Annotated in this window: 13 protein-coding genes; 7 read left to right on the top strand and 6 right to left on the bottom strand. The window is 66.7% G+C overall.

Annotated features, from left to right (window positions below; all coding sequences use genetic code 11):
* Positions 1-19 precede the first annotated feature (19 nt).
* The gene (recA, locus tag IBX18_RS24875; RefSeq protein WP_107658191.1) at positions 20-1063 is read left to right on the top strand and encodes a recombinase RecA; all 1044 of its coding nucleotides are present in this window, start codon (positions 20-22) and stop codon (positions 1061-1063) included.
* 343 nt (positions 1064-1406) lie between these two features.
* Entirely contained in the window at positions 1407-1961 is a 555-nt protein-coding gene (gene recX, locus IBX18_RS24870; RefSeq protein WP_194835907.1) for a recombination regulator RecX, read from the top strand.
* Between the two features lie 21 nt (positions 1962-1982).
* Here the strand turns inward: recX and IBX18_RS24865 are convergent, their stop codons facing one another.
* Positions 1983-2390, bottom strand: coding sequence for a hypothetical protein (locus IBX18_RS24865; RefSeq protein WP_194835906.1), 408 nt, complete (start codon positions 2388-2390; stop codon positions 1983-1985).
* Between the two features lie 260 nt (positions 2391-2650).
* Here IBX18_RS24865 and IBX18_RS24860 point away from each other — a divergent pair, with 260 nt between their 5' ends.
* The 3 genes from IBX18_RS24860 to IBX18_RS24850 are packed head-to-tail and all read left to right on the top strand — an operon-like array spanning position 2651 to position 4206.
* Positions 2651-2872 carry a hypothetical protein gene (locus IBX18_RS24860; RefSeq protein ID WP_194836026.1) on the top strand — a complete coding sequence of 74 codons (222 nt, stop codon included), beginning with the start codon at positions 2651-2653 and terminating at the stop codon, positions 2870-2872.
* Positions 2853-3371 (top strand): DUF6879 family protein, encoded by a 519-nt coding sequence (locus tag IBX18_RS24855; RefSeq protein WP_194835905.1) that lies wholly within the window; start codon positions 2853-2855, stop codon positions 3369-3371. Before IBX18_RS24860 ends, IBX18_RS24855 begins: the two co-directional genes overlap by 20 nt.
* Positions 3352-4206 carry a helix-turn-helix transcriptional regulator gene (locus IBX18_RS24850; protein WP_194835904.1) on the top strand — a complete coding sequence of 285 codons (855 nt, stop codon included), beginning with the start codon at positions 3352-3354 and terminating at the stop codon, positions 4204-4206. Before IBX18_RS24855 ends, IBX18_RS24850 begins: the two co-directional genes overlap by 20 nt.
* Here IBX18_RS24850 and IBX18_RS24845 read toward each other — a convergent pair.
* From IBX18_RS24845 to IBX18_RS24825, 5 genes are all read right to left on the bottom strand, one after another.
* Positions 4201-6456: a M20/M25/M40 family metallo-hydrolase gene (locus tag IBX18_RS24845; protein ID WP_194835903.1), complete on the bottom strand. Its 2256-nt coding sequence runs from the start codon at positions 6454-6456 to the stop codon at positions 4201-4203. The two genes, IBX18_RS24850 and IBX18_RS24845, sit on opposite strands and share 6 nt — an antisense overlap.
* Before the next feature lie 165 nt (positions 6457-6621).
* On the bottom strand, positions 6622-7512 hold the full coding sequence (locus IBX18_RS24840; RefSeq protein WP_194835902.1) for an amino acid ABC transporter permease: 891 nt from the start codon (positions 7510-7512) through the stop codon (positions 6622-6624).
* On the bottom strand, positions 7509-8189 hold the full coding sequence (locus IBX18_RS24835) for an amino acid ABC transporter permease (RefSeq protein ID WP_107658185.1): 681 nt from the start codon (positions 8187-8189) through the stop codon (positions 7509-7511). Before IBX18_RS24835 ends, IBX18_RS24840 begins: the two co-directional genes overlap by 4 nt.
* Positions 8190-8284: 95 nt before the next feature.
* On the bottom strand, positions 8285-9121 hold the full coding sequence (locus IBX18_RS24830) for a glutamate ABC transporter substrate-binding protein (protein WP_107658184.1): 837 nt from the start codon (positions 9119-9121) through the stop codon (positions 8285-8287).
* A gap of 92 nt (positions 9122-9213) precedes the next feature.
* The gene (locus IBX18_RS24825; protein ID WP_194836018.1) at positions 9214-9942 is read right to left on the bottom strand and encodes an amino acid ABC transporter ATP-binding protein; all 729 of its coding nucleotides are present in this window, start codon (positions 9940-9942) and stop codon (positions 9214-9216) included.
* Between the two features lie 371 nt (positions 9943-10313).
* Between IBX18_RS24825 and miaB the strand changes: the two genes are divergently transcribed.
* Entirely contained in the window at positions 10314-11873 is a 1560-nt protein-coding gene (gene miaB / locus IBX18_RS24820) for a tRNA (N6-isopentenyl adenosine(37)-C2)-methylthiotransferase MiaB (protein WP_194835901.1), read from the top strand.
* A gap of 440 nt (positions 11874-12313) precedes the next feature.
* Positions 12314-12889 (top strand): hypothetical protein, encoded by a 576-nt coding sequence (locus IBX18_RS24815; protein WP_107660732.1) that lies wholly within the window; start codon positions 12314-12316, stop codon positions 12887-12889.
* Positions 12890-12915: the final 26 nt, after the last annotated feature.

The following is a 12915-nucleotide window of genomic DNA, read 5'->3' as shown; positions in this document are numbered from 1 at the left end:
TCGAAAAGGGGATCAGGACATGGCACCACAGGCGTACGACCGCGACAAGGCTCTCGAACTCGCGCTGGCCCAGGTCGAGAAGAACTTCGGTAAGGGCGCGGTCATGCGTCTCGGTGACGAGGTACGTCAGCCCCTCGCGGTGATCCCGACCGGGTCCATCGCGCTGGATGTCGCGCTCGGCATCGGCGGCCTGCCGCGTGGCCGCATCGTCGAGGTCTACGGCCCGGAATCCTCGGGTAAGACCACCGTCGCGCTGCACGCGGTGGCCAATGCGCAGGCCGCGGGCGGTGTCGCCGCGTTCATCGACGCCGAGCACGCGCTCGACCCGGATTACGCCAAGAAGCTGGGTGTCGACACCGACGCGCTGCTCGTCTCGCAGCCGGACACCGGTGAGCAGGCGCTGGAGATCGCGGACATGCTGGTGCGCTCCGGCGCCATCGACATCATCGTCATCGACTCGGTGGCCGCGCTGGTGCCGCGCGCCGAGATCGAGGGCGAGATGGGCGACAGCCACGTCGGCCTGCAGGCCCGGCTGATGAGCCAGGCGCTGCGCAAGATGACCGGTGCGCTGAGCAACTCCAACACCACCGCCATCTTCATCAACCAGTTGCGCGAGAAGATCGGCGTGATGTTCGGTTCGCCCGAGACCACCACGGGCGGTAAGGCGTTGAAGTTCTACGCCTCGGTCCGCCTCGACGTGCGCCGCATCGAGACGCTCAAGGACGGCACCGACGCGGTCGGCAACCGTACCCGGGTGAAGGTCGTGAAGAACAAGGTCAGCCCGCCGTTCAAGCAGGCCGAGTTCGACATTCTCTACGGCCACGGCATCTCCAAGGAGGGCTCGCTCATCGACATGGGTGTCGAGCACGGCTTCGTGCGCAAGTCCGGCTCCTGGTACACCTACGAGGGCGATCAGCTCGGCCAGGGCAAGGAGAACGCCCGCAAGTTCCTGCTGGAGAACACCGACATTCGCGACGAGATCGAGAAGAAGATCAAGGAGAAGCTCGGCATCGGCGCCGATGTGACCGCAGACGCGGGCACCGAGGTCCCCGCCGATTTCTGATCCGATGAACGGTCGACGCACGCCCCCACCGCGCCGGACCGCGCCCGATGAGTCGCGGTCCGAGCCGGTGCAGGAGATGCGGCGCCGACTTCACGAACTCCTGTCCGCCTCCGGTGCTGCCACCGATCCGCTTGGATCTCGGCCCGGCGAACAGGACCCCGGACGAGTCCGGTCGGCCGAAGGTGGTTCGGCCGAATCGGACACTATGGGAACTCGGTCGAGCGCGTCCGATCCGCAGCGGGCGCGTTCGGCTGGGTCCGGCCGTGGACGGCGAAAGTCGTCCCGGCGCACAGACTCCCACTCGGCTGATTCCGAACATGCCGAAGGCCGATGGGCGGATCCGGTGGCGGCCGGATCCGAGCGGGGTACCCGCTCTTCGGAGCTGGACCCGCCAGGCGGGACGGTCGAGCAGGCGAAAGAGGCGTGTCTTCGCCTGCTCGCCGTCCGCGCCCGCAGCCGTGCCGAACTCGCGCAGCGCCTGGCGACCAAGGGCTACGCAGCGGAAATCACCGACCGCGCCCTCGACCGGCTCACCGAGGTCGGCCTCATCGACGACGCCGCCTTCGCCGAACAGTGGGTGCACGCCCGGCACACCTTCTCCGGCAAGGGCAAACAAGCACTGGCGCTGGAACTCCGGCGTAAAGGCGTGGCCCAGGAAGACGCCGCCCCCGCCTTGGACGCCATCAGCTCCGACGACGAAGAATCCCGCGCCCGTGAACTCGTTCGCCGCAAACTCCGCAGCATCCCCGCCGGCCTCGACCGCGACAAAACAATCCGCCGCCTCGTCGGCATGCTCGCCCGCCGCGGCTACAACCAATCCACCGCCTTCACCGTCGTCAAAGCCGAACTGGCCCAAGCAGAGTTCGACACCGAAGACATCGACACCGACCAAGACTAGGCGGGAAAGCCGAGTCGGGGTTCAGTCCGTACGTCCGAAACCGTCTGGTGGCGACTGCTCGTTTCCAGTAACCCCCCTTGCCACAATGCCTTCGGCTCCCGGCTTCGGCCAGCTGTTCTCCGGTAGCACCCAGCGGGCGTAGGTGTTCTCCGGGTTCACCGTGATCACGTCGCAGACCCGCACCACCAGGTCCAACGCATCGGGCAGATGTTGCAGGGTCGGCATCACCACGGCGTCGGCGCCGACCCGTTCGATCGTGTCCAGCAACTGCGGCACCGGGTTGCCGGTCTGCGGGCCGAACACCACGATCTTGGCCAGCTCGTACCCGAGTCTCTTTGCCACGCTGCGAATCTGCGTCTCGTCCCAGACCTGCGACACCCCCGACACATCGCGGCGCAGATAGCCGATCGCGGTAGGCCGTCCCCACATCCCCAGTTGCCCTCTCGTCGAAGCTGATCATGCGTGCAACCTCCGAGGTTAGAAGTGGCCGGTGCCACAGGGATAGCATGTTGCGAAAAGTTGCGGGCTTTGCGGTCGGTGCTGGTGGGAGAACCGAACCTCCGGTCGGATTTCACTGCACCGCATGCGTATTCACCCGCTGACCAGCCCTTGACCCCCGGTCCCGCGGGGCGGGACAATCGACGGGCTCGGGGCAACAGTTCGCAACATCCCATGACAAGGGGTCAACGATGCGTCTGACTTTTATCGGCGAAGATCCGGGCTCGAATCCGAACGGTTCGCCCACGGTGTATCGCACCGACCGAGATTCGTGGATTGTGCAGGGATGGGTAGTCACCGACCCCGAGGCTCTTGCCCACATGAACATCCCGCAGGGTGAAACCTGTGTGGAGATCCCCGACAGAATGATTCAGTTCTTCAGGAAGGGAGCCCGTGGCATCGATAGCCTATGAAGAGTTCGAGCGGCTATTAGGCGAGTTCGTTGTCGAATCAGTGCATTTGGAGACACGGGACACCTATCGAACGGCGGCCGAGCTACCGCATCTCGCACAGTGGACAGCCGGGGAACTAGATGATCTGGCCTGGCTACAAGGCTGGTGCGATACGGTTCGCGACCATGTGGCCGCAGGCCGCTCGGTCCGCCGGGCCAGGATCGTGTCGGAGCCGCTGAGCGAGTACCAGCGCTGGTCCAACAGCATCGCAGACCCGATGGTCGAGGCCGGCGAGGATATCCGCTGGGTGCCGCGGCGACTGATGTCCTCGGTGGCCATCCCGGGCAACGACTTCTACCTCCTCGACAACCGACTCGTGATCTTCCTCCACTACGCGGGCAGCGGCGTGGCCACCGACCGGGTCACCTCCCGCGATCCGCACGATATTCAGCTCTGCCGCAACGCCTTCGAGGCCGTGTGGCGGCTGTCCATACCGCACCGTGACTACCGGCCCAGCTAATTCCGCGCAGGAGGCCCGACGGGCGCTCGGCAATCGGCTGCGGGATATCCGCAAGGCCGCGGGGATCACCATCCGGCAGCTGGGCGCGGAGACCGGCCAGCACTTCACCCGGGTGTCCAAGATAGAGAACGGCGTTCAGTTCCCGACCGATCGGGACATCCGGGCCTGGTGCCGAGTGTGCGCCGCCGTCGATCAGGAGCTCGACTTGGTCGCGACGCTGCGCGCGGTGGACTCGGCCTATCTGGAATTCCGGCGGCAGAGCCGGGCGGGCATGAAGCGGGTGCTCGGTGCCCACACACCCGAGCGCTACCAGGCGACGAAGGTATTCCGGATCTACGAGCACAACGTCATCCCCGGTCTGTTCCAAACCGCGGAGTACACCGCCGCCATGCTGTCGTTCTGGATCCGCTTTCTCGACACCCCCAACGACCTCGACGAAGCCGTGGCCGTACGGATGGAACGTCAGCGCGTCCTGCTCCGTGGCGGAAAGCGATTCGTGGCCGTACTCGAGGAGCAGGCGCTGCGCACCTGGTTCGGCACGGCGGAGGTGCAGGCGGGACAACTGGGCCGACTACTGGAGCTGATGTCGATGCCCAACATCTCGCTCGGCATCATCCCGCTGATGACCGAACGGGAAGCCGTCGCTGCCACCGGATTCTGGATCTTCGACGACGCCATGGTCGCGCTCGAGACACCGACCGCAGGAATTCAGGTCACCCAGCCCGCCGAGTGCGCCATGTATGCCCGCATGTTCGAGGTGCTCAAAGGTGCGGCCGTGTACGGCCGCGACGCGCGCGGCCTCATCTTGCAGGTGCTCAGCGAGTTGGACTCATAGCCCGGGGACGGTGATGAAGACGACGCCCGCGCTGTCCTGCCGGAAGTAGATGTCGTTCGGGGGATTTCGGTAGGACTGCAGGCCGGAGTCGGGGAGCCAGGTGTAGTCGACCAGTCGCAGCGGGAAGGGACCGGCGGGAACGACAAGGTGCACGTCGACGCCGTCGGGCCCGGGTGCTTGAAACAGGAAGCCCGCGTCGGGTAGCGGAGTCACCTCGCGGCCTGCGACCCGCATCGAGATGGGCGGGGTGTCGTAACGCAGGGCGATGCTGGTGGCACCGCGGGTGGAGCGCAGGCGCAGCTGGACCGTGCGCTGCCCCGATTCGGTGGTGTCGGAGAGGATTTCAGCGCTCGGCGCGGAGAGGGCCTCTGCCGGCGCTGGGCCGCTCGCGACGGCGGTGGGCCAGAGCTCAGCGAACCGCTCGGTGGGGGCGGTGGTGTCGACCAGATCGCGGGTCCAGCGGTCCGGGGCTTCGTGGGACAGCCACCGCGCCTCCTTCCGGTCGGCGTCGAGCGCGTAGATGAGCTGGGACGACATCGGATGGTTGGCATCGAAGCGGTCCACCGCCAGACCCGTGGCGGAGAGGGCGATGGCGAGCACCACCGCGGTCGACGGGATGGCCCAGCCGTGCTTGGCCGGCCACGCCTGGGTGATCGTCAGCATGAGCAGACCACCGAGCAGTACCACCGCGGGCGCGACCAGGAACGGGGCAGTAGTGATACCGGTTTGCAGCACGGGCCACGTTGCGCTGCCGAGGAATATCGCCGCGGGCACGAGGAGGACGGTCAAGACCGGCAACCGCCACCGCTCCGGCACCGTGAAAGTAGCCGCCACTCCCACGGCTGCGGCGAAGGTCGGCACGACCAGCACGTGCGCGGTGGCGGGAGCGAGGATCGCGAGCGCCAGACCGAGGACCGCCAGGCAGCACAGCAGCCCGGCCGCGGCGGCCATGGCACCGAACAGTCGCCGTGCGAGCACGAACCAGGCGGTGAGCACCGCGACGGACAGCACGAGAATCGCCACGTGATAGAACTCGGGCCGATAAGGGTCGACGAACAGCGGGCGGTACTCGGGCCGGATGGCCTTCAGCACTTCCCACAGCCCGTATACCGCGCCCGCCGCGAGCGGTGCCGCGACGAAAACCGTTGCGGCGGCACCGAATATCCGCCGCAGACTGGTCTCCCCGGACCGTCTGAGTTGCCTGCTGACCCAGGCCACGGCAAGGACGGTGGCCACCGCGAGCGCGATGATCACCCAGAACGGCAGCACCACCAGCACCCCGAACGGCAACTGGAAGAACGAGCGATCGGTGTCGTCGGTGACGGTGAGGTCTTTGTCGCCGAATTCCCGGGCCAGCGCGAGGCTGTTGTCGCCCAGCTGCTGCACCGCCGCCAGGTCCACGTGGGCCGGATCGTCGAGAGGGCTGTGGTAGTAGGCGCTGCGACCGGCCAAGGCCCAGTCCAGCACCCGCAATTCGCCCGGCTCGAAGGCGGTGAAGTCGGTGTTGCCCGAGGTCTGCGCACCGGCCAGGGTGGTCGACAGCGAGTCGGTGTTCGGATACGGCGCGACCCGCTGGACGGCGCGGATCAGCGTGTCATCGGGGTGGGTGGTCCGCCACAACAACACCGGGCCGCCCGCACCGCGTGCCTCGTGGTTGATCACCACGCCGGTGTCGCGACCGTCCTGGCCCGCGGCGACGAACGCTTCCGCGCCCAGCAGGCCGGTCTCCTCGGCGTCGGTCAGCAGCACGACCACGTCGTTGCGCAATGCGGTGCCACTCGCGCGCAGTGCGCGAACGTCTTCCAGTACCGCCGCCACCCCGACTCCGTCGTCGTTCGCGCCCGGCCCGGAGGCGACCGAATCATAGTGTGCGGTCAGAAAAACAGTTCCGGTCGAATTCGTGCCCGGCAGCCTGGCAACGATATTGGCGACCCGCCCCATCCCGAGCACATCCCGTTGGAGCCCGGGCGGATACTTGCCGACCCCCGCTTGGAGCTCGGTCTCCAGCCCCAGATTCCGCAGTTCCGCCACGAGATGGTCACGCACGCGATCGTGCTCGGCCGTGCCGATCGGATGCGGCTGTCGCGCGATCTCCTCGACCACCCGAAACGCGCGCTCAGCACTAAAAACATCCCCGGCCGCCGACTCCGGCCGATGCCCGCGCGGCTGCTGCTCCCACGCCGTCAGCACCGCCACGGCCAGCAGGACAGCAAACGCCAGAAAACCGGAGATCCGTAGCCCTACTCGCACGAACGCGATCGTAGTCGGCCCCTCCGACCAGTTGGCTGATCCGGCGAACAACGCCCGCCGCCGACCCGCGCGCCGACGTACCACCGGAACGCGAACGGCGGTGCACCGGAGCGGATTACCGCATCCAGCGCACCGCCGTATCGCGTTGCGTTCGACGTCGAACAGTTACTTCTTGGTGAGATCCATCCCGGGCGCGGCATCGGTGATGATCGAGTCGGCCGTGAGGACCGCCTTGCCCTTCTTGCGGGAGCGCAACTTCTTCTCCAGCTTGGTCGCGAAGATGGTCAACGCGCTGTTCAGGATGATCATGACGATGGCGATCACGATGAGCGAGGGCACCGTGTTCTGTTCCGCCGCACCGAGTTGCTGGCCGGAGCGCACGATCTCGGTGTAGGTGATCTGGTAGCCGAGCGCCGAGTCCTTCAGCGCGACAACCATTTGCGAGACCAGCGCGGGCAGCATCGCGGTAATCGCCTGCGGCAGCAGGATCAACCGCATCAGCTGGTTCTTGCGCATGCCGAGCGCGACCGCCGCCTCGGTCTGTCCCTTGGGCAGCGAGAGGATGCCCGCGCGGACGATTTCGGCGATGACCGAGCCGTTGTACACGGTCAGTGCGATCACCACGGCGGCCAGTGCCAGGTCATCGACCTTGAACACCTTGTTCTGGGAGAACAGGGCGAACAGGAAGATCATCAGGATCAGCACGGGGATGGCCCGCGAGACCTCGACCACCGCGCCGGCCACCCAGCGCACCACGCGGTGCTCGGACAGCCGCAGGATGCCGAAGACCATGCCGATCAGCAGAGCGAACACGATCGACAGCAGTGCGGCGACGACCGTGCCCTTCAAGCCGGGGAGCAGGTAGGTCTCCCAGACCTCGAGGTCGACGAACGGCTTCCACTTCTCCGCCGTGAACTGCCCCTTGTCGGCGAAGCCGCTGTAGAGGACCCAGAGGAAGGCCGCGACGGCGGCGACCACGGCAACCGAGTAGATGTGGTGCCGGATACGCCCCTTGGGGCCGGGCGCATCGAAGAGAACCGAAGGCGCAGTGGTCATCGGGCCACCTCGAATCGTTTGGCGAGCCAGCCGAAGAGCAGCCCGGTCGGCAGGGTCAGGATGACGAAGCCGAGCGCGAAGATGGCACCCACGGCAACCACCGCTGCCTCGTTCTCATTGATGTTCGCCATGAGGGTTGCGGCTTCGACCACGCCGATGGCGGAGGCGATGGTGGTGTTCTTGGTCAGTGCGATCAGCACGCTGCCCATCGGGGCGATGACCGCCCGGAAAGCCTGGGGCAGCACGATCAATCGCAGGTTCTGGGCGAAGGTCAGGCCGAGCGAACGGCCCGCCTCCGACTGCCCCATCGCCACGGTATTGATGCCGGAGCGCAGCGATTCGCAGACGAAAGCGCCGGTGTAGATGCTGAATCCGAGAATGGCGTAGCGGAAGTTGTTGTCCGCCACGGAATTCGGTCCCTCACCCGCGAGGTTCCAGCCCATCGTGGTGTACAGGCCGAGCGACATGAAGATGATGATCAGCGTGAGCGGAGTGTTACGGAAGATGGTGACGTAGGCGGTGCCGACCGCACGGGCGATCGGTACTGGGGACACGCGCAGCGCGGCGACGAAAGTGCCCAGGATCAGCGCACCGACCGCGGACAGAACGGTCAGTTTGATGGTCACCCAGAAGGCGTCGAGGATTTGATCGTCATACCTCGAGATCAGGTCGAACACGGCGAACGTGTCCCTCCCATCGGGTCTCGATTGTCAGGGGATGTGCGGCGGGTGGCCCAACCGGCGCGGTCAGGCCACCCGTGCGAGGGAAGAACTCAGTACCGGTTGACCTTCGGCGGCTCCGGCGCCTGGTACCCGGAGATGCCGACGGTCGAGTCGAACGCCTTCTTCCAGGAACCGTCGGCGATGATCGCCTCGATCGCGTCGTTCACCTTGTCGCGGAGCTCCTTGTCGCCCTTCTTCAGGCCGATGCCGTAGTTCTCCGTGGTGAACGGCTTGCCGACGACCTTGAACGCACCGGTGCTCTGGGCGGCGTAACCGGCCAGGATGATGTCATCGGTGGTCACCGCGTCCCACGAACCGGCGCGCAGGCCCTCGAGGCACAGCGAGTAGGTGTCGTTGGTCTGCAGCTGGGTGTCCTTGAAGTTCTTCTCGATGTTCTGCGCGGGCGTGGAGCCCTTCACCGAGCAGACCTTCTTGCCCTTGAGGCTGTCCGGGCCGGTGATGTCGGTGTTGTCGGCACGCACCAGCAGCGACTGGCCCGCGATGTAGTACGGGCCGCCGAAGTCGACCTTCTGCTTACGCGCGTCGTTGATCGAGTAGGTGGCGACGATGTAGTCGACCTGGCCGTTCTCGATCAGCGTCTCGCGCTGGCCGGACGGGGATTCCTTCCAGGTGATGCCGTCGGCCTTCACGCCGAGCTTCTCCGCGACCAGCTTGCCGATCTCGACGTCGAAGCCGCTGTAGGAGCCGTCCTTGTTGCGCAGGCCCAGGCCGGGCTGGTCGAACTTGATGCCGATGGTGAGCTTGCCGTCCTTGGCGTTATCCAGGGCGGACTTGGACTCACCGCCGCCACACGCGGTGGCGGTCGCGGCGGCGAGTGTCAGTGCGATCGCACCGACACCGAGTCGCAGGGCACGGTTGATCCTCATCGAATTTCCTTCTCTCATGGGTTTGCTGGCCGTGGACGTTTGGACTAGGCCGTCCATCGGTTCGGCACGGGCCAGCGATCGATCTCTACGTTTCAGTGGGTCAGAATCTTGCCGAGGAAGTCCCTGGCACGGTCGGACTTCGGCGCGGTGAAGAACACCTCGGGTTCGGCGTCCTCGACCACCTGGCCGTCGGCCATGAACAGGACTCGGTTGCCCGCGCGACGGGCGAAGCCCATCTCGTGGGTGACGACCAGCATGGTCATCCCGTCCTTGGCCAGCGAGACCATCACGTCGAGCACCTCCTGGACCATTTCGGGGTCCAGTGCGGAGGTCGGCTCGTCGAACAGCATTACCTTCGGGTTCATCGCCAGGGCGCGGGCGATGGCGACGCGCTGCTGCTGTCCACCGGACAGCTGCGCCGGGTACTTGTCGGCCTGGTTGGCGATGCCGACCCGGTCGAGCAGTTCCATGGCGTGCTTGCGCGCCGCTTCTTTCTTGATCTTGCGAACCTTGATCGGCGCGAGCATCACGTTCTCGACGATCGTCTTGTGCGCGAACAGGTTGAACGATTGGAACACCATGCCGACGTCGGCGCGTAGCGCGGCGAGGCCGCGGCCTTCGGCAGGGAGCGGGACACCGTCGATGGCGATGTCACCGGAGTCGATGGGTTCGAGGCGGTTGATGGTGCGGCACAGCGTCGACTTCCCGGAACCCGAAGGCCCGAGAACAATGACTACCTGTCCTTTGGGGACTTCCAGGTCGATATCGCGCAGTACGTGCAGTTCACCGAAGTGCTTTTGCACGTTGCGCATCGAGATCATCGGCACGCTGGCGGCGCTGGCGTCCCCGGTTGAAGCGTTCCCGGTCGTATCGGGCGCGGCGGCGTCGTCGGTCATGGTCCAAGACCTTAAAGGCAAAATCCGGATTTGCCCGAGTTTCGGCGACACACCGTTCCGCCACGCCGGGGCGACACGCCGTGTTAACCCGGCTGCCCGGTTCGTCCGAGTAGGCGTCGGCGGGTCCGGCGGAGGGTCGGTTGAAGGCAAAGCGTGCCTGATCAGAAGGTGTTAGCGCCGTTAGGCCCGGAGCGACCGTGCCAGCAAAAAACGTGCCGTTAAAAAATGTGCCGATGCCCCCGAAATTTGGGTCGCCCGAACGTCGTCCGATTCGGGCCTGCCCGTACCCTGGACGCGTGGATTCGATCGGACAGGCAGTGTTGGCACCCGCCCAACCGCCCACAGAGGGCCTGCGCAGCTACGAGGTCCGCACCTTCGGCTGCCAGATGAACGTGCACGACTCCGAGCGCTTGTCCGGGCTGCTGGAGGACGCGGGGTACGTGAAGGCCGCGCCGGGGGCGACGGCCGACCTCGTCGTGCTCAACACCTGCGCGGTGCGCGAGAACGCCGACAACAAGCTCTACGGCACCCTCGGCCACCTGGCCTCGATCAAGGCCGACCAGCCCGGCATGCAGATCGCCGTCGGCGGCTGCCTGGCGCAGAAGGACCGCGGCACCGTGGTGCGCAAAGCGCCGTGGGTGGACGTGGTGTTCGGCACGCACAACATCGGCTCGCTGCCGGTGCTGCTGGAGCGGGCCAGGCACAACGCCGAGGCGCAGGTGGAGATCCTGGAATCGCTGGAGGCGTTCCCGTCGAGTCTGCCCGCCAAGCGCGAGTCCGCGTACTCGGGCTGGGTGTCGATCTCGGTGGGCTGCAACAACACCTGCACCTTCTGCATCGTGCCCGCGCTGCGCGGCAAGGAGGTCGACCGCCGCCCCGGTGACGTGCTGGCCGAGGTGCAGGCGCTGGTCGACCAGGGCGTGCTCGAGGTGACGCTGCTCGGGCAGAACGTGAACTCCTACGGCGCCTCGTTCGCCGACCCGGACGAGGCGCGCGATCGTGGTGCGTTTGCCAAGCTGTTGCGCGCGTGCGGCACCATCGACGGATTGGAGCGTGTGCGCTTCACCTCGCCGCACCCCGCCGAGTTCACCGACGACGTCATCGAGGCGATGGCCGAGACCCCGAACATCTGCCCGCAGCTGCACATGCCGCTGCAGTCCGGCTCGGACAAGGTGCTCAAGGCGATGCGCCGCTCCTACCGCAAGGCGCGCTACCTCGGCATCATCGAGAAGGTGCGGGCCGCGATGCCGCACGCGGCGATCACCACCGACATCATCGTCGGGTTCCCGGGGGAGACCGAGGAGGACTTCCAGGAGACCCTGGACGTGGTCCGGCGGGCCCGCTTCACCAGCGCGTACACCTTCCAGTACTCCAAGCGGCCGGGCACCCCCGCCGCCGACATGCCCGATCAGCTGCCGAAAGCCGTTGTGCAGGAACGCTATGAGCGGCTCATCGCGTTGCAGGAGGAAGTCTCGCTCGACGCGAACCGGGCGCTCATCGGCACGGAGGTCGAGCTGCTCGTGGCCGACGGGGCGGGCAAGAAGAACGCCGCCACCGCGCGGATGAGCGGGCGTGCGCGCGACGGCAGGCTGGTGCACTTCCGGCCCGGCGGCACGCCCGAGTCGATCCGGCCCGGGGATATCGTGACCGTCGATCTCACCGAGGCGGCACCGCATCACCTGATCGCCGACTCGCCGATCAAGTCGCACCGGCGCACCGCCGCTGGTGACGCGCACGAACGCGGCATCACGCCGAAGACCGAACCCATCGGTGTCGGCCTCGGACTGCCTCGCATCGGCGCCCCCGCGCCGGAACCGGTTGCGGCCGTGGGCTGTTCGACCGGCTGCGGGTCGTAGAACGCGACGTATGTGGCGGCGCGGGCGTCGAAACCGAGCGTCGGTGCGGCGGATCGGTGGGCAAGCGGGCCGGATGGCGCGCATGCTGAAAGAGCACGGCGTCGTGGCGGCGGCATGAACCGGTCGACCACCGGCACAGTCGGATTGCTTAGTGATAGCCACGCCGGACGCGATGTGCACAACAGCGAGCCAGTCAGGCACCGTCGCGCACCGTGCGAGGCGGAACCGAATGTCAGCGAAGGGGCGGCGTGAGCGAGAAGCCGAGCGACAACAGCGACGGATCGGGCGAGAACTTCACGCCGGATCCGGCCGCGCAGTCGCAGAACACCAAACCTACTACCGGCGGTAGTGGGTCGGCTGCGGCGAACGAACGCGATGCTGGCACAGTGGACGCGGGCAGTGCAGCGAACCACGGACAAGCCGAACGAAACGAGGGTTCAGTGAACTCGGTCGAGAACAGCAACTTCGAGCAGTTCCGCGACGAACTGGACGCGGTGGAACGTCGCATCGCCGGGGAGATCGACCCCGGGGTGCGCGCCATGGTGGTCGCGGGCGCGGTGTTCGTGCTGTTGCTCTCGCTGGTGCTGCCGCACGCCGGCGGCGCGCGCGGCTTCGACGTGCTGCTCGGCACCAACGCCGCACAGCTGGAGCACATCGGGCTGCCGTCGCGGATCTTCGTCTGGTTCCTGGTGATCTTCGGCATCGGCTTCTCGATGCTGGCGCTGATGACGCGGCGCTGGTTCCTCGCCTGGATCGCCGTCGCGGGCACCGCCATCACCAGCGTGTTCGGCGTCTTCTCCATCTGGCATCGGCAGACGCCCGGTATCGGCAACTACCACGGTGCGGGACCCGCCATCGGGCTCATCCTCGGCACCATTGCCGCGATCGTGCTGACGTTCCACTGGATTCGCGTGGTCTGGAGTCGCACTGCGGTGCAGCTGGCCGCCGAAGAGCAGCGCCGCAATGCCTCGGCTGCCGCCGAAGAACGCGACCGTCGCCGCCTCACCGGGGAGTAGCGCTGCCGGAGTGTGCGCCGCCTCGG

It is taken from the genome of Nocardia sp. XZ_19_369 (assembly GCF_015355715.1).
Lineage (GTDB): Bacteria > Actinomycetota > Actinomycetes > Mycobacteriales > Mycobacteriaceae > Nocardia.
The sequence above is the reverse complement of the archived record's forward strand: the minus strand, read 5'-3'. Positions and strand labels throughout refer to the sequence as shown.